Here is a 16,574-nt window from a genome sequence, read left to right as displayed (position 1 = left end):
CCTGTTTCCCATGCCGCACAGGCGGTATGGACACTCGGTATGTGTAACGTACATCTACGGCGTTTCCTACTTCCTGCCCGTGCTTCACACTGCGAAGCCTCCAGACATGTTTCAAAAACGCAGCTCACGTGGGAAATTCAATTGCCGTCTGAACTGAAGAGGACTCTCAGCCGGTGATCCTCTCTCTCTGACAGAAAACGGTTCTCTACTTTACACGATCATAGCTTTTTATCTATTCCATTTTATCACAGGTTTCTGTTTTGTCAATCCTGAAATTTCTCTGTTGCGTCCTGTCTTTCAGATAATATTTCTCCAGAATCGCATTAACCTCGCCGCCCAGCAGGATGATATACATACACCCGTACAGCCAGAGCATAATCAAAATGATTGTCGTCATACTTCCATACATTCCTGAAAATCCGGTAAACACATCCAGGTATACTGAAAAGAAAAATGAGATCAACAGCCATCCGCATGCAGTAAATACCGCTCCCGGAAGCTGTCTGCGCAGCGTTGTCTTTGCCATCTCCTGCCGGTTCGGCAGATATTTATACACAAGATCCCAGAACACGGTGAGTACAACCAGCGTCACAAAAGTACGGATGCGGATAACAAAGTCCACTACCCTGCTTAAAAACGGCACATGTTCATAGAGCAGCGCGCTGATACTGTTGCCGAACACCGAGAGGACAAGTGAAAGCAGGATTGCCAGAAGGAAAATCACCGTATACAGAGACGCCCTGATTCTTAAGTACACATAGTTTCGCGTCTCTGTGTTCGCATAGATGCTGTTAAGCCCCGATGTCACCGAGAGAACGCCTTTCCCCGCTGACCACAGAGCGATAATGATTGTAAGCGGGATCACCCCCTGAGACTGTGTGTACACCTGCACGATAATGCTTCTGATGAGCGGCTCCACCGTTTCGGGAAAAATGCGCATCAGCGCGGCAAGAACTTCATTGACCGTCACACTTGTGAACTGTACCATCGTCAGCAGAAGAATAAAGATCGGGATCAAAGAAAGTACGAAAAAATACGCAGCCTGAGCCGCGTAGGCGCCTGTGTGATGAGAATTTACCGTAGCCGCGATCCGGATAATATGCTTTTTGATTCGCGTTCGCCTTTTCATTCCCGTCCCCCTCGCTTTTCATCCATACACATTTTGTGCTCCTCATGCTGCTTAACCCCGTGAAAAGAGGCATATATCGAAAAAGCGGCCGCACAATACGACCGCCTTTATCTTTAGTAGTCCCCCAAAATGCCGGTCCTGTATTTTGAGTCCTAGCCGCAGCCAGGTGGGCAACCGCATCTGCTTTTCTGTCGTCCACTGCAAAATCGGAGGCCTGACATATTACAGAAATATAGGAATCCCGTTTAAACAAATGTAGGTTCAAAATTACAGGGTTGTCGCACATCCCAGGTTAACTTCTTTTTAATCTACAGCTATTATACTCCAATCATCCGGATTTTACAACTGAATCTTTTTTTCACATTTTTTTCAACTTTTCATTCCACTTCTCGGCTTCTCCTTCATTTCTGCTGTTGACATACACCGGGCCTTCTTTCGTGTCAATCTCAAGAACCGGTTCATATCCCTTATAAATATACAGCCTGCAGGCCCCGGTTTCCTTTCCCCGGAAACGTCCTGCCAGTTTTCCGGCGGAATCGCTGCCTTTTATGAGCCTGTAGCCTGCATAGTCCTCTTCCGGCAGACTTTCCAGAAGTCTTACACTTTCAATTTCATCATAGCGGATCGAATAATCCGCAGCTCCGGATGTAATCTCAAGCCCTTCCCCGGTAATCTCCATACGAATCGGCGCGAAATCCATCTTCCACATCTCCCTGCAGCCCCAGATCATAACAGCCGCTGTCACGCCGACTCCGAGCAGAAGGCAGAATTTTCCGAGCGGGCGCGCCATATTCGTCGTATAATTCCACGAACACACCCAGTCCTGCACAATCAGCCGCCTGTCGTTTGGATTGCTGTACCAGCCGTTCTTCCAGTACACATCGTCATCGATATAAAGCGGGTGCCTGTTTCCGGCAAGCATTTTCTCCTTTTTAAAACGCATATAGAGAAACCCGCAGATCAGCGCCGCGCCGGGAAGGGATTCAAGCACAACATACACGATATACACCCCTGTGGAAATCCGCCCGTCCGTGTCCATGGAAGATGCCGCCGTAAGATAAGCCGCCGCATTGCAGAAACCGGCTCCGATCAGCGCCCACGACCAGACGGTCTTCTGCATCCGGTTCACCTTCATGTTCAGGTCAGAATCCTCACTGTACACTCTGTTTCTCATTCCCAGAATCACTTTGTGCAGGATGGCGAATGACGCCGTCACCGCCAGGCTGCACCCAAACAGGATCATCCCGTCATCGGAAACCCGAAGGTAATACCGCACTGTCGGGAGCACGCACGGCATCAGAATCAGAAAGGCCGCAGCCAGATGCCACAGCGGGGAGATTCCCATCCGGTCAGACTGCGCCGCCACTTTCACATCCGCCGCCATAATATGGCTTCCCTCTGACCCGATCCATCCGCGCTCCACTTTCAGGTCATAAAGCTTCCTGTGGTTCCGAAACAGCAGGGCAATCATCCCCACAGAGAATCCGGCAAGCCATACGCACCATACGATCATAAACACGGAGAAATACCAGAAGCAAATTCCGCAGATCAGCGCCCCCGCAAGCGTGTTCATCAGAAAAAAGGCTTTCGTCTTCCGGTGATACCGCTCCATAAAGGATACCACTTCCCCGCTCTCTGCCGCGCTTGCGGGAAGATGAACTCCGAGCAGCATCCCTTCCGTGTACGTTCTCTTTTTCCCGTACACCGCATAGAAAATTCCCGCTATAAAAAGATCGGTAAACAGAAAGATCAGAAACATTACCATCCGTCACACCTCCATCTGCGCGAACGCATCCCCGCAGAGCCGCAGAAACTCCTCTCTGTCCATTCCCTGGAGCTTCGCCTCGGCGCTCAGAAGTTCGAGCGTGCTCTCCATCTTCTCCCTGCCGTTCTCCGCCGCTGCCCCTTTTGGCCCGGCAGCACGCACCGCCGCCCCTCTTCTCCTGTCCGTCTCAATATACCCTTCTGTCTTCAGGATCTGATATGCTTTGCTCACCGTCATTGCGTTCACCCCCAGCTCAGCGGAGAGCTGCCGCACGGTGGGAAGATTCTCTCCCGGCAGGAGCTCTCCTTTCCCGATTCCTTTCACAATCTCGTTTCTCAGCTGCACGTAAATCGGTGTATCAGAGGACAAGTCAATTCTGATTACCACTGCTCTCCCTCCTATTCATTTGCATCAAAAACTGCTCTGTCACTTTTTATTATTTGTATTATATTACTTGATACAAATAATGCAATACTTTTTTCGTGCATTTTCCGGTGCTTTATGTTATCATGTTCTATAACGTGAGGAAGGAGTTTTGTCTTATGAAAATGAACGAACTGAAACTTGTCTATTTCAGTCCCACCGGGACGACAAGGAAAGTAATTATGGAGGCGGCGCGCAGCATTGATCTGAAGTCTGTCTCTTTTGACTTTTCCGTTTATAAAGAAAAGAAGCCGTCTCTGAAATTCTTACCCAATGATTTCGCTATCTTCGGCGTGCCCGTATACGGCGGACGCGTGCCCGCGCTTTTTCTCGAATATCTGGAAAATATAAAAGGCGACAACACCCCGGCAGCGCTGATCGCTACATATGGCTGCCGTGAATATGAAGACGCTCTTCTCGAGCTGAAGACCGAGGTGGAGAACCGCGGCTTTAAGGTAATCGGAGCCGCCGCATTTCCGACGGAACACTCCATCGTCCCGTCCATCGGTTCCAGACGTCCGAACAAAGCCGACTTAAAAGTGATCGCAGAATACGGCACCGAGCTGAACCGCAGGCTGAGAAAATCCGAGTCCTTCGATGAATTTGACATCCAGGTGCCCGGAAACTCTCCCTACAAAAAATACGGCGGAAGTTCCCTTTTGCCGAAGGCAGATTCCGCACTCTGCACACTGTGCGGCACCTGCGCCAAAGTCTGTCCCGCGGGCGCCATCCCTCTCAAAGAGCCGAAAAAGACCGATCACAAAAAATGCATCGGCTGCATGAGATGTGTCCGGTCATGTAAACAGAAAGCAAGAGCCGTAAGCTCGATGAAAATGTCCATACTGGAGAGGAAGCTGAATAAAGTCTGCCAGAGCGACAAGACGGCAGATATCTTTCTCTAAATTACTTTCTCTGAATCTGAAATGAACCAGACAGGGCGGCGCCTCTCCTCCCGGAGAAGCGTCCGCCCCATCATAGAAAATCAATCCGAATCAATCCGAAATCCCCACTGGAAAATCAAAGCGTCTCTTCCGCTCTTCTGAGGATATCATACTCTTCCGGGCACTCGTCCAGTTCCACCCAGAGTACCTGCTTTGAGTGCGGCGCACTCTCCTGCTCCGCGCCGTCCTCATTTATAATCCGCTTCACAGCCGTCTCCACATTGCGCCCGTCAGGCTTCATGATCTCGATCGTCTCGCCCACCGTGAACTTGTTCCGCTGCTCAATTCTGCACAGCCCTTCTTTCGCCTCATATACAATTCCCAGGTACGTGTATCCCTTATTGTACGTGTTGCTGTCATAGATCTGGCTTGACTCGTCCGGTTTCCCGAAGAAAAATCCCGTCGTAAAATCACGGTACGTGCAGCTCATAATCTGCTCCTGATACCAGGGCATATTTTCGCGGTACAGCGCAGGATCCTTCTGATAATCATCAATCGCTTTCCGGTACGTGCGGGCTACAGTCGCCACATACAGGGCAGTTTTCATGCGCCCTTCGATCTTCAGGCTGTCAATTCCCGCATCGATCAGTTCCGGAATGTGGTCAATCATGCACAGATCTTTCGAGTTAAAGATAAATGTTCCCCGCTCATTTTCATACACAGGCATGTACTCGCCCGGCCTTGTCTCCTCCACAACCGCGTACTTCCAGCGGCACGGGTGGGTGCAGGCTCCGCGGTTGGCGTCCCTTCCGGTAAAATAATTGCTCAAAAGGCAGCGCCCGGAATAGGAGATGCACATCGCTCCGTGAATGAACGCCTCAATCTCCAGGTCTGAGGGTATCTTCGCCTTTAACTCTTTTAACTCTTTCAGCGAAAGTTCCCGCGCGGCAACGACTCGTGAGGCCCCCTGCCGGTGCCAGAAATTATACGTCCCGTAATTTGTGTTGTTTGCCTGGGTGCTGATATGGCGCTCAATCTCCGGGCAGACTTCTTTTGCAATATCGAAAACACCCGGGTCAGAGATAATCAGTGCGTCCGGCTGATCCGGCTTCATGTCTTTGAGTTCCTCAAAATATGCTCTCACTCCGTCCAGATCGTCATTATGCGCCAGAATATTGGCCGTCACATACACTCTTGCCCCGTGCGCATGGGCGAACGCGATTCCCTCCGCCATCTCCTCCATACTGAAGTTCTTCGCCTTTGCCCTGAGGCCAAACGCCTCTCCTCCGATATACACAGCGTCAGCTCCGAAAATAACCGCTGTTTTAAGCACTTCAAGGCTGCTGGCAGGCACCAGCAGTTCTGGATGTCTCCTCATTGTCCTTCCCCTTTTTCTTTCTTCTTTCTCCTTCTCACGGCATCTGCCTTCTCACGGTATCTGCCTTTCCTCACAGCATCCGCCTTCTCACGGTATCTGCCTTTCCTCACAGCATCCGCCTTCTCACGGTATCTGCCTTTTCACACTCACTGCCACGCCGTCCCCGAGGGGCAGGATGGACGTTGTGAGCGCACGGCTGTGTTTCAGCTCGTAAAGATATTCCCTCATCCGCGCATGGATTGTCCGGTTTCTCCGCTCCACTGCAAAGCGGGACTCGATCACATCCCCGTCCTGCATCACATTGTCCGACACAAGACATCCATCCTCACCGAGCAGCCGGAGCACATCCGGAAGGTAATGGATATACTGTCCCTTCGCCGCGTCCATAAAGATAAAGTCATACGGCTCTTCCAGCGTTTTGAGCACATCCCGGGCGTCGCCCTCGATCAGCGTGATCTGCCCTTCCTTTCCGGCTCTTCTGAAGTTCTCCCTGGCAACCGGGATTCTCTTCTCATAATTTTCAATCGTTGTAATCCGGCACTCTGCCGGAGCATACTCACTCATCAATAACGCAGAGAAACCTACGGCAGTTCCGACTTCCAGAATGCGCATAGGTTTTTTCAGCATAAGGAGCACCTTCAGGAAGCTCTGCATCTCCCGCCTGATAATGGGGACAGAATCCGCAAGTGCCTCCCTCTCGATGTTCTCCAGTATTTCACTGTTTTTCGTGTCGAGCGAATTGATGAATGTGACAATTCGTTCATCTACTATCATTTTCTTTTATACATCCACATCCATGATGATCGGGATCACCATCGGTTTTCTCTTTGTTTTCTTCCAGATATAGTCGTTCATCGCGTCACGGATCACAAGCTTGATCTTGTTCCAGTCTGTGTGACGGCCTGTCAGGCACTTATCCAGCGCGTCGGAGACTGCCTTCCTTGCATCCTCCATCAGCTGCTCGGACTCTCTTACATAGACAAAGCCGCGGGAAACGATATCCGGTCCTGCAAGGAGACGGTTCGTTCTTCTCTCCAGGGTGAGCACAACGATGATAATTCCGTCCTCGGCCAGGTGCTGTCTGTCGCGGAGCACGATATTTCCCACATCGCCCACTCCGAGACCGTCCACAAGCACTGCCCCTGTGTGAACCTTGTCCACAACCTTTGCCGACTCCTCATCCAGCTCAAGCACATCTCCCGACTGGATAATGAACACATTCTCCTTCGGGATTCCCAGTGATTTCGCCACTTCGGCGTTGGCTTTCAGATGCCGGTACTCGCCGTGGACCGGAATCGCGTATTTCGGTTTCACAAGAGAGTAGATCAGCTTTAACTCCTCCTGGCAGGCATGTCCCGAAACATGGGTATCCTGGAAGATAACTTCCGCGCCTTTTGCAGAGAGTTCGTTGATCACGCGGGAAACGGACTTTTCGTTGCCCGGGATCGGGTTTGAGCTGAAGATAATCGTATCGTTGGGCTGAATCGTCACTTTGCGGTGCACATCCGCGGCCATTCTCGAGAGCGCCGCCATTGACTCTCCCTGGCTTCCCGTTGTGATCAGCACCATCTTCTCCGGCGGATAGTTTTTCATCTCGTCGATCTCGATCAGCGTGTTTTCCGGTACATGGAGATATCCGAGTTCCGATGCGGTGGAGATGATATTGACCATGCTCCGTCCCTCAACCACAACTTTTCTCCTGTACTTGTAAGCGGAGTTGATAATCTGCTGCACACGGTCCACATTGGATGCGAACGTGGCGATGATAAGACGGGTGTTCTGATGCTCCGCAAAAATATGGTCGAAAGTAATGCCCACCGTGCGCTCCGACTGGGTAAATCCGCGGCGTTCCGCATTCGTACTGTCGGACATCAGCGCCAGCACGCCCTTCTTTCCGATCTCGGCAAACCGCTGCAGATCGATGGCATCGCCGAACACCGGCGTGTAGTCCACCTTGAAGTCTCCCGTATGGACAACCACGCCCGCCGGGGAGTAGATCGCAAGTGCGGATGCGTCCTGAATACTGTGATTCGTCTTGATAAATTCAATCCGGAACTTTCCGAGATTGATGGACTGTCCGTGCTGCACAATCTTGCGTTTTGTCGTGCGGAGAAGATTGTGCTCCTTCAGTTTGTTGTCGATGATTCCCATCGTAAGCTTCGTCGTGTAGATCGGAAGATTGATCTCCTTCAACACATAGGGCAGCGCACCGATATGGTCCTCATGTCCGTGGGTGATGACAAAGCCTTTCACCTTCGACGCGTTGTCCTTTAAGTACGTCACGTCCGGGATTACAAGGTCGATTCCGAGCATGTCATCCTCCGGGAACGCGAGACCGCAGTCCACCACAACGATACTGTCTTCGTATTCAAATGCCGTAATATTCATACCGATCTGCTCAAGGCCTCCGAGCGGTATGATTCGCAGCTTTCCTTTCTTTTCTTTTTTCAATAAACAAACACCTCCATTATTTTTATGTATCACGTTACTTCCGGGCACAAAAAGAACAGCAGCCTTAAAAGCTGCTCTGTAAAACGAACACTCGCCTTTACGATTCGCTGCTTTTCACAGTTATTCTGTTTTGTTCATGCATTCACTGCACAGACCGTAAAACTTCAGTTCGTGATCAAGAACATGGAATCCCGTCGCCTTCTCGATGTGATGCTCCAGATCATCCAGAAGATCCGCATCAAAGGGAATCACCTTGCCGCACTCTCTGCATATGAGATGATGATGGTTGTGTTTCGTCTCTCCCCCGCACAGGTGTCCAATCTCATATCGCACACATCCGTCATCCAGATTGATTCTGTCCACGAGCTGCATATCCCATAAAAGCTGAAGCGTGCGGTAAACCGTCGCCAGACCGATCTCGGGATAATCCTCCGCCACCAGTTCGTAGATATCTTCCGCAGTCATATGCCTGCCGCCGTTCTGCTCCAGAACCGACAGGACAAGAATTCTCTGGTGCGTGACCTTAAGCCCCTTCTCCTTCAGCCTCTGCCTGAGCAGTCCTTCTGTATTTTTCCGTTCCATCCGCGTTCTTTTTTCTCCCCGCAGTAAGTAAATCTATTGTAATGATCCTGAACGGATCTTACATTTCTATATTCACATCTTCCAGCAGTTCCTCAAACACCTTGGACACTGCCAGAAGCTCTGTCTCGTCCTCGACGATCTCATAGACGCAGTCCCCGGTTCCCGGTGTTCCTTCTTCCTTCAGGATCAGGCACTCTGCATCGTCATCTTCGGAGTCAGTCACAAGTATGTATGTGCTCCCGTTAATTCTCGTCTCCTCAAGTACGAAGAACTCATCTTCCCCGCTGCCGTCGGAAAAAGCAAATCTTATCTTTTCCATAAAAATTGCCCCTTACTGTTTTTCACGCGTTCTCCCGCTCTCCCTGTATCCGCAGAAGATCAAGATACCCCTGCAGGATAAACACCGCCGCAATCTGATCGATATGCTGCTTGCGGTTCTCCCGCCTTACATTGCTCTCAATCAGCGTGCGCTCTGCCTCCACGGTCGTAAGCCGCTCATCCCACATGATGACCTCAAGCCCCGTCCGTCTCATCAGCATCTCCCGAAATTCGAGCGATTTCTCTGCGCGCTCCCCGATATCATTGTTCATGTGTTTCGGAAAGCCAAGCACAATCTTCTCCACACCGTATTTCCCGATCAGTTCCTCGATCCGGGCGCATGTGCGGCGAAGCTTGTTCTCTTCTTTCCTCGTGATCGTCTCCACCGCCTGAGCCATAATCCCCAGAGGATCGCTCAGCGCGACGCCGACCGTCTTTGTCCCGTAGTCAAGCCCCATAATTCTCATGACAGTATTATACCCAGGAATTATGCTCGATATACGCTTTCAGAAGCTCTTCCACGAGTTCGTCCCTCTCCACTTTCATCACAAGGCTTCTCGCTCCGTTGTAGCTTGTGATGTAAGTAGGATCCCCTGACATGATATATCCAACGATCTGATTGACCGGATTGTATCCTTTTTCTTTCAGTGCCTTAAACACGATCTCCAGAATATCTTTTGCTGAGATCTGAGGCCCGGGCTCTACCTGAAAGAACTGTGTATTGCTGAGATCACTCATCTGTGCTGTTCCTCCTTTTTCTGATATTCAACTGTCAGAACGCACCCGCCGCAGACCGGCAAAACGCTCTGATTTTCCGGGAAAAACCCAGAATCCCTATTTACAATTCTAATATAATCATACCGAAAATTCAATGAATAATTTGTGAATCGTTTTCAATTCGCACTTTTACAATACGATTCTGCAGATTTTCATTTCTTTCTAGTGCAATTTTCATATATTCCCGTGTGTGGCCTGTCTGCATGATTTTTCCGTTCACCACAGCGTCCTCCTCCACAAGAACTTCCACCTCTTTTCCGAGGAATGACTGCTCGTACTGCCGCCTCTTTTTCTCCCCGAGTCCGATCATCGCAGCGCTTCTTCTCCCTTTCACCCGCTCGTCCACCTGGCCGTCCATCACCGCCGCGCGCGTACCTTCTCTTCTGGAATATTTGAAGATATGCGTCTCATAAAAATCCACGCTGTCCACAAAGGAAAGAGATTCCTGAAACTCCTCTTCCGTCTCCCCCGGGAACCCGACGATCACATCGGTTGTAAGCGCCGGGGCGTCAAAATACGTTCTCAGGATCCTGCACCGCTCCATATACTCCGCGCTTGTATATCTCCGGTTCATCCGCTTCAGCGTCGCGTCGCACCCGCTCTGTAAGGAAAGGTGGAAATGAGGACAGATCTTCTCCATCCGGCTTAACTCCCGCGCGAACTCCTCCGTCACGATCCCCGGCTCCAGAGATCCCAGACGGATCCGCATAATTTTGTCCACCCCGTGAACCGCACGGATCAGATCAAGCAGATGTCTCTCCCCGTCAAAATCAATGCCGTAGGAGCTTAAGTGGATTCCCGTGAGCACGACCTCCCGGTATCCGTTGCCGGCGAGAGCCCGGACTTCCTCCACCACATCCTCCGTCTGCCTGCTGCGCACACGCCCTCTTGCGTAGGGGATAATGCAGTAGCTGCAGAACTGGTTGCACCCGTCCTGTACTTTGATGTACGCCCGCGTGTGCTCCCCTGTCCTTGTCAGATGGAGGGACTCATACTCCTTTTCCTTCCCGATATCTCCGATCCGGCAGACCGCTTCTTTTTCCCGGCCTTTCTCATATTCTTCAAGAATCCTTGCCAGATCCTTTTTATGATTGTTTCCGATCACAATATCAATGCACGGGTCCGGTTCCGTCTTCTTTTCCTCCTGCGCCTGCACATAGCATCCCGCCGCCACAACGATGGCGTCAGGGTTCAGTTTTCTGGCCCGGTGCAGCATCTGACGGGACTTCCGGTCTGCAATGTTCGTCACCGTACAGGTGTTGATCACATAGACATCCGCTCCTTCTGAAAAGGGCACAATCTCATATCCTGCTTTCTCAAGCAGTTCCATCATAGCTTCTGTTTCATAGGCGTTGACTTTGCATCCAAGGTTGTGGAATGCCGCTTTTTTCATGACAAAATTACCTCTTTTTTCCTCTATTGTTTCTTGACTTTTAGTAGCACATCTCGTAGAATATACATAAGGTCAGCGGCCTGATCTGCGGCCTTACTTTATTGTATAATTCAAGGAGGGATTTTTCACAATGAAAACCGTACAGATTTCATTAAACTCAATCGACAAAGTAAAATCTTTTGTAAACGAGATTACAAAGTATGACAATGACTTCGATTTAGTATCCGGAAGATATGTTATAGATGCCAAATCAATCATGGGAATTTTCAGTCTGGATCTTTCCAAGCCGATCGACCTCAACATTCACGCTGACGGAAATGTTGATGACATCCTTGCAGCACTGGATGCTTACATTATCAAATAAGCAGTCGTTCATACAAAAAGCTGTCTCATACCGAGGCAGCTTTTTTTTTGTGCAGACGACGCTCATAAGCCCGGGCAGGCGGCGGCTTATTCTCCGGCGCTGACTGTAATAACCTCCGCAGTCTCCAGAGCCGTCTTCATCAGCTCGTCAATCTTCTCTGTCAGATTCAGCTCAGACTTCGCTATTCTCTCTGTATCCGGTTTCGTGACAGGGTGTTTTGCCACAAAGATCGTACAGCAGTCCTCAAACGGCTGTATGGATACTTCATACGTGTCGATTTTCTCTGATATCTCCACGATCTCCCGCTTGTCAAATCCGATCAGCGGTCTGTATACAGGGAGCGTGCACACGGCGTTTGTCGCGGCAAGGCTCTGCATCGTCTGGCTCGCCACCTGGCCGATGCTTTCTCCTGTGATAAGCCCGAGACATCCGTCCTTTTTCGCGAAGTGTTCCGCGATCCGCATCATATATCTGCGCATGATGATCGTCAGCTCCTCGTGAGGACACTTCTCATAAATATAGAGCTGGATGTCCGTAAAATTGACAATATGGAGTTTGATCGGTCCCGCATACGCGGACACAAGCCGCGCAAGATCGATCACTTTTTCTTTCGCTCTCTCGCTCGTGTACGGCGGGGCGTGGAAATAAACCGCCTCAATCTCCACTCCTCGCTTTGCGATCATATATCCCGCCACCGGGCTGTCGATTCCTCCGGAGAGAAGCAGCATGGCGCTTCCGTTGGTCCCTACCGGCATGCCTCCCGGTCCCGGTATGATCTCGGAGTAAATGTAGACTTCCTCGCGGATCTCCACGTTCAGACGGACATCCGGATGATGCACATCCACCTTCATCTGAGGATACGCCTCCAGCACCGCCTCCCCGAGCTCGCAGTTAATCTCCATGGAGTTTACGGGATAGCGCTTGTTGGCGCGTCTCGCCTCAACCTTAAACGTACGGTTTCCCTCCGGGTACATCTCTCCCACATAGGCGACCACGTCTTTTTTCAGCTCTGATATCTCTTTTACTTCCTTCCGTACAACAGGACAGATTCCGACGATTCCGAACACTTTTTTCAGGCTCTCCACCGTCTCCTCGTAGTCGTACTCGCCCTCGCAGTCCACGTACACTCTTCCATGGCATTTGTGAACAAGGAACTCCCCGTCAACGCCTTTGAGCGCATACCGGATCTGACGTACAAGAGCATCCTCGAACATATACCGGTTTTTGCCCTTGATTCCTATCTCACCATACTTAATCAGAAATGAATGAAATTTCATATTTTTCTCCTTAAAATGCCGTTCTCTCCTAACGGCGTGTGTATTTCCGAAGCATCGGTATACAATTATATAGTGTTTCCAGCGTATAGTCAATTTCTTCTTTCGTCGTAAATTCCGACATGCTGAACCGGAGTGTGGATTCCAGATACTCTCTCGGCGCTCCGATGCTCTTTAACACTCCGCTGACAGACGGATGGTTCGATGAACACGCGGATCCGGCAGAGACGCAGATCCCTTTGTCCTCCAGCGTGTGGAGAAGCACCTCGCTTCTCACCCCGGCGAATCCGGCGCTTACGATATGCGGCGCGCTGTTCTCATCTCCGGCACCGTGCACCTTTGTGTTCCCGATCTTTAAAATGCCGTCGGTAAAGTAGTTTTTCAGTTCCCGCATGAGCGCGGTCTTCATCTCCAGATCCTGATAGATCATCTTTGACGCAAGCCCCAGCCCCGCGATTCCCGGCACATTCTCCGTACCGGAACGGATGTCCCTCTGCTGTCCTCCTCCGAAGACAATGGGCTTTATCTTTACCCGGCTGTCGATATAGAGAAATCCGGTACCCTTTGGCCCGTGAATCTTGTGTCCGCTGGCAGTGAGAAGATCGATTCCCATCCGCTTCGGCCAGATCCGGTATTTCCCGAATCCCTGCACCGCGTCCGTGTGGAACAGAATGGACGGTCTGTACCGTTTCACGATCTGCGCGGCTTCCTGAACAGGCTGGACCGTCCCCACCTCATTGTTCACATACATGATCGAGACAAGGATTGTCTCAGGACAGAGCGCTTCTTTGAGCGCGTCCAGCTGTACTGCGCCGTTTTCGTCCACCGGCAGATACGTCACGCGGAATCCCTCTTCCTCCTCGAGATAGCGCATCGTATTTAAGATGGCCGGGTGCTCGACGGATGTGGTGATCAGATGGTTTCCCCCGCGTCGGTTGGCCCTCGCGCAGCCGATCAGCGCAAGGTTGTCGCTCTCTGTGCCGCCCGAGGTAAAGAAAATCTCTTTTGCGTTCACTTTAAGAAGCTTCGCGATCGTCTCCTTCGCCTCTCTGACATAGTGCTCGGCCTGCACTCCTTTTATATGCATGGACGACGGATTTCCGTAGTCTTCACACATTACCTTATATACCAGTTTTCCCACTTCCGGATAGCACATCGTTGTAGCGGAATTATCAAGATAAACTTCCATATTTCCTGTCCTTTACTCGTTTCTCATTATTAAACTATGTTGGGCGCTCTCCAGATGATACATCAGAATTGACAGAGCTGCAAGCCCCGCTGTCTCTGTCCTTAAGATCCGCTTTCCGAGGGTCACCGGCTTCGCTCCTGAATGCTCTGCCAGCGCCACTTCCTCCTCCTCGAATCCCCCTTCGGGGCCGATAAAGATTCCGACGGACTGGCCTGGGCGGATCCCTTCGATGATCCGGGCCGTCGCTTCCATTCCCTCTTCCATTTCATAAGGGATCAGCACAACGTCCAGATCTGACGCCGCCTCAAGGGCATGCGCAAACGTCACGGGCTCCTTTACTTCCGGTATGATCCCCCGGCCGGACTGCTCCGCGGCCCCCTTTGCAATGGCCTGCCACCGGGCCTGTTTCTTTGCCGCCTTTTTATGATCCAGCTTCACAACCGAGCGCTTCGCCGCGAACGGGACGACGCAGAACGCGCCCAGTTCCACCGCCTTCTGCACGATCCAGTCCATCTTGTCTCCTTTCGGAAGGCCCTGAAAAAGCCAGATTCCGGACGGAAGTTCCGTATCCGCATCCAGCTCTTTTAACACATCAAGCAGTGCGCCCTCCCCCTCATAGGAGGCGATGCAGCACAGATACGTGTGCCCGCATCCGTCATTGACCCGCACATCCTCCCCCGGTTTCATCCGGAGTACATTTTTCATATGATTCACATCCGGTCCGTCAAGCCGGATTCTGTTCTCTGTGATCTGCGACGGTTCCGCAAAAAACTGCTGCATCAGTTTTTCCTCGCCGTCACGCAGACCCACTCGCCCTGGTATGTCACGCTTAAGACTTCAAGCCCTGCCGCCTTTACCGCGTCCACGACGGTCTGCTCCTTATCGTCGATAATCCCGCTGGTGATATAGACCCCGCCGGGCTTTAACTGATTTACGATCACAGGAGTGAGCTGCACAAGCACATCCGCGAGGATATTCGCCGCCACGATATCATAGCAGCCGTATCCAACTTTGTCCTGCACTTCCCTGTCGTCGATGATATTGCCGATCATCACCTCATAGCTGTCTGTGCCGATCCCGTTGACTTCCATATTTTCCTTTGTGGCGTCAATGGCGCACGGATCCAGGTCCGTTCCAACCGAGTATCCGGCTCCGAACTTAAGGGCAAGCATCCCGAGAATGCCGCTGCCGCATCCCACGTCGAGCACCCGGCATCCTTCCGTCACATATTTCCTGAGCTGGCGGATACAGAGCTGGGTCGTCTCGTGCATGCCGGTGCCGAAGGCTGTGCCCGGATCGATGTGGATGATCATCTTGTCCTCATCCTCCGGACTGACGTCTTCCCAGGAAGGGATGATCAGAATGTCATCCACGCAGAACTGATGGAAATACTGCTTCCAGTTGTTTACCCAGTCCACATCTTCTGTCTCCGACTCCTCCACCGTGCATTCTCCCACATTGACATAAGCTGACATGTCCTGCAGTTCACGGCGGATCTCCGACAGAATCTTTTCGCAGTCCTCCTCCGGCTCCAGATAAAAGCTTAAATACGCCACGCCGTCGTCCGCCTCGATCTCCGGGAGAATATCCACGAACATCTGCTCCTTGTCAGACTGGCTGAGCGGAATCCTGTCCTCGATCTGCACGCCCTGGATTCCCAGATCCATAAGCATGCTGCTGACAATATCTTCCGCCTCTGTTGTTGTCTTCAAACGAAATTTTTTCCACTTCATCTATGCTGCCTCCTGAAACCATAAATTCAAATCCACATTTCCCTCGATTCCCGGCACGGCGCCCTCTTCCGTATACTGCCAGATTTTATAGTCGTACGGACACTGGGGCACTTCGTTGTAGTCTGCGTACCAGAAGTCATATTCCGTGAGCTCCTCAAGCTCAAGTTCAAACGCCATCCATTTCATATTGGCATAAATCATCGGCTCATATCCGGCGCTCTCAATCGTCTCGCAGAACACTTTGCAGTAATTGGTGAAATCTTTCCGCGTGTTTCCGTCTGTGCGCGCCTCATCCCAGCGGATCTCCTCGGTGTCAAACACAACCGGGCCGCTGATCTCATAGGGCTTCAGGTGATCTGTTACAAATTCCGCCTCTTCCACAGCCTCGGCCGGAGAGATAGCCTGGGAGAAGAAATAGACGCCGACCTTAAGCCCCGCCTGCAGCGCCCCTTCCATGTTTCTGTCAAACATGGCGTCAAGGACAAGTTCTCCTCCCTCCCCGTAAGCGCGGTATCCGACCCGGATGATCACAAACACGATTCCGCTTTCCTTTACCAGGTTCCAGTCGATATTTTCTCCCTGGAACTCCGATACATCGATTCCGTGGACAGCTCTGATCGAGTTTTTCTCGTCCACATAACTTTTGTACCCGGTCTCCTCATCTATCTTCAGGTTGGAGAAGTCATAAGTGCACTCCGGCATTCCCGAAAGGAGCGGAGCCTTGTAGCTGTTGCCCTCCACATCTTCAAACGTATAGTAGTCCCCTTCTATTTTCGCGCCTGTACCGTCCGCCATTTCCACGAACGCGGATGCCTGCCGCTCCCGGTTCGCGCAGCCCGCCAGAAAGCATAACACGCAAAGCAGCATCGGCAAAATTCTAAGTTTCCTTAAAAACCTCATACGAATCTTCCTTAAAT

At 51.3% G+C, this 16,574-nt stretch carries 18 protein-coding genes, 1 other RNA gene and 1 other annotated feature (1 of these 20 running past the window's edge); of the genes, 2 read left to right on the top strand and 17 right to left on the bottom strand.

Features of this window, described 5'->3' with window-relative positions:
* Positions 1-231 (bottom strand) — a binding site (T-box leader) (it extends 38 nt beyond the left edge of the window).
* Between the two features lies 1 nt (position 232).
* The 4 genes from LKD70_RS11430 to LKD70_RS11415 form a co-directional block, all read right to left on the bottom strand.
* Positions 233-1,129 (bottom strand): YihY/virulence factor BrkB family protein, encoded by an 897-nt coding sequence (locus LKD70_RS11430; RefSeq protein WP_227708164.1) that lies wholly within the window; start codon positions 1,127-1,129, stop codon positions 233-235.
* A gap of 117 nt (positions 1,130-1,246) precedes the next feature.
* A non-coding RNA gene (gene ssrS, locus LKD70_RS11425) (6S RNA) lies at positions 1,247-1,426 on the bottom strand.
* Positions 1,427-1,487: 61 nt separating this feature from the next.
* A complete protein-coding gene (locus LKD70_RS11420; protein WP_227708163.1) occupies positions 1,488-2,894 on the bottom strand; it encodes a hypothetical protein in 1,407 nt (468 codons plus the stop codon).
* 3 nt (positions 2,895-2,897) lie between these two features.
* The gene (locus LKD70_RS11415; protein ID WP_227708162.1) at positions 2,898-3,281 is read right to left on the bottom strand and encodes a GntR family transcriptional regulator; all 384 of its coding nucleotides are present in this window, start codon (positions 3,279-3,281) and stop codon (positions 2,898-2,900) included.
* 155 nt (positions 3,282-3,436) lie between these two features.
* Between LKD70_RS11415 and LKD70_RS11410 the strand changes: the two genes are divergently transcribed.
* Positions 3,437-4,219 (top strand): EFR1 family ferrodoxin, encoded by a 783-nt coding sequence (locus tag LKD70_RS11410; RefSeq protein WP_227708161.1) that lies wholly within the window; start codon positions 3,437-3,439, stop codon positions 4,217-4,219.
* Between the two features lie 115 nt (positions 4,220-4,334).
* On the opposite strand, the gene LKD70_RS11405 is transcribed toward LKD70_RS11410, so the two are convergent.
* The 8 genes from LKD70_RS11405 to mtaB all read right to left on the bottom strand — a co-directional run bounded on the left by LKD70_RS11405 (position 4,335) and on the right by mtaB (position 11,097).
* On the bottom strand, positions 4,335-5,576 hold the full coding sequence (locus LKD70_RS11405) for a peptidase U32 family protein (RefSeq protein WP_227708160.1): 1,242 nt from the start codon (positions 5,574-5,576) through the stop codon (positions 4,335-4,337).
* Positions 5,577-5,699: 123 nt separating this feature from the next.
* The gene (locus tag LKD70_RS11400) at positions 5,700-6,350 is read right to left on the bottom strand and encodes an O-methyltransferase (RefSeq protein WP_227708159.1); all 651 of its coding nucleotides are present in this window, start codon (positions 6,348-6,350) and stop codon (positions 5,700-5,702) included.
* Positions 6,351-6,356: 6 nt separating this feature from the next.
* Entirely contained in the window at positions 6,357-8,027 is a 1,671-nt protein-coding gene (locus tag LKD70_RS11395; RefSeq protein ID WP_227708158.1) for a ribonuclease J, read from the bottom strand.
* Between the two features lie 120 nt (positions 8,028-8,147).
* On the bottom strand, positions 8,148-8,609 hold the full coding sequence (locus tag LKD70_RS11390) for a Fur family transcriptional regulator (RefSeq protein ID WP_227708157.1): 462 nt from the start codon (positions 8,607-8,609) through the stop codon (positions 8,148-8,150).
* A 58-nt stretch (positions 8,610-8,667) separates the two neighbouring features.
* The gene (locus LKD70_RS11385; protein WP_227708156.1) at positions 8,668-8,928 is read right to left on the bottom strand and encodes a DUF1292 domain-containing protein; all 261 of its coding nucleotides are present in this window, start codon (positions 8,926-8,928) and stop codon (positions 8,668-8,670) included.
* 22 nt (positions 8,929-8,950) lie between these two features.
* Positions 8,951-9,394 (bottom strand): Holliday junction resolvase RuvX, encoded by a 444-nt coding sequence (gene ruvX, locus LKD70_RS11380; RefSeq protein WP_227708155.1) that lies wholly within the window; start codon positions 9,392-9,394, stop codon positions 8,951-8,953.
* Between the two features lie 7 nt (positions 9,395-9,401).
* A complete protein-coding gene (locus LKD70_RS11375) occupies positions 9,402-9,665 on the bottom strand; it encodes an IreB family regulatory phosphoprotein (protein ID WP_227708154.1) in 264 nt (87 codons plus the stop codon).
* A 130-nt stretch (positions 9,666-9,795) separates the two neighbouring features.
* Positions 9,796-11,097: a tRNA (N(6)-L-threonylcarbamoyladenosine(37)-C(2))-methylthiotransferase MtaB gene (gene mtaB / locus LKD70_RS11370; RefSeq protein WP_227708153.1), complete on the bottom strand. Its 1,302-nt coding sequence runs from the start codon at positions 11,095-11,097 to the stop codon at positions 9,796-9,798.
* 130 nt (positions 11,098-11,227) lie between these two features.
* Here mtaB and LKD70_RS11365 point away from each other — a divergent pair, with 130 nt between their 5' ends.
* Entirely contained in the window at positions 11,228-11,461 is a 234-nt protein-coding gene (locus tag LKD70_RS11365; protein WP_087151923.1) for an HPr family phosphocarrier protein, read from the top strand.
* An 86-nt stretch (positions 11,462-11,547) separates the two neighbouring features.
* On the opposite strand, the gene thiI is transcribed toward LKD70_RS11365, so the two are convergent.
* Genes thiI through LKD70_RS11340 form a run of 5 tightly spaced genes read right to left on the bottom strand, consistent with a single transcriptional unit; the run spans position 11,548 to position 16,557 of the window.
* A complete protein-coding gene (gene thiI / locus LKD70_RS11360; RefSeq protein ID WP_227708152.1) occupies positions 11,548-12,738 on the bottom strand; it encodes a tRNA uracil 4-sulfurtransferase ThiI in 1,191 nt (396 codons plus the stop codon).
* A 28-nt stretch (positions 12,739-12,766) separates the two neighbouring features.
* Positions 12,767-13,924, bottom strand: a complete 1,158-nt coding sequence (locus LKD70_RS11355) for a cysteine desulfurase family protein (protein WP_227708151.1) — start codon at positions 13,922-13,924, stop codon at positions 12,767-12,769.
* 12 nt (positions 13,925-13,936) lie between these two features.
* Positions 13,937-14,704 (bottom strand): 16S rRNA (uracil(1498)-N(3))-methyltransferase, encoded by a 768-nt coding sequence (locus LKD70_RS11350; protein ID WP_227708150.1) that lies wholly within the window; start codon positions 14,702-14,704, stop codon positions 13,937-13,939.
* On the bottom strand, positions 14,704-15,657 hold the full coding sequence (gene prmA, locus LKD70_RS11345) for a 50S ribosomal protein L11 methyltransferase (protein WP_227708149.1): 954 nt from the start codon (positions 15,655-15,657) through the stop codon (positions 14,704-14,706). Before prmA ends, LKD70_RS11350 begins: the two co-directional genes overlap by 1 nt.
* Positions 15,658-16,557 (bottom strand): glycoside hydrolase family 25 protein, encoded by a 900-nt coding sequence (locus LKD70_RS11340; protein ID WP_227708148.1) that lies wholly within the window; start codon positions 16,555-16,557, stop codon positions 15,658-15,660.
* Between the last annotated feature and the right edge of the window lie 17 nt (positions 16,558-16,574).

Origin of the sequence: Ruminococcus turbiniformis (assembly GCF_020687545.1) — a bacterium.
GTDB lineage: Bacteria > Bacillota > Clostridia > Lachnospirales > Lachnospiraceae > Mediterraneibacter > Mediterraneibacter turbiniformis.
Note: the sequence above shows the minus strand (reverse complement) of the source record. Positions and strands in the feature narration are given on the sequence as shown.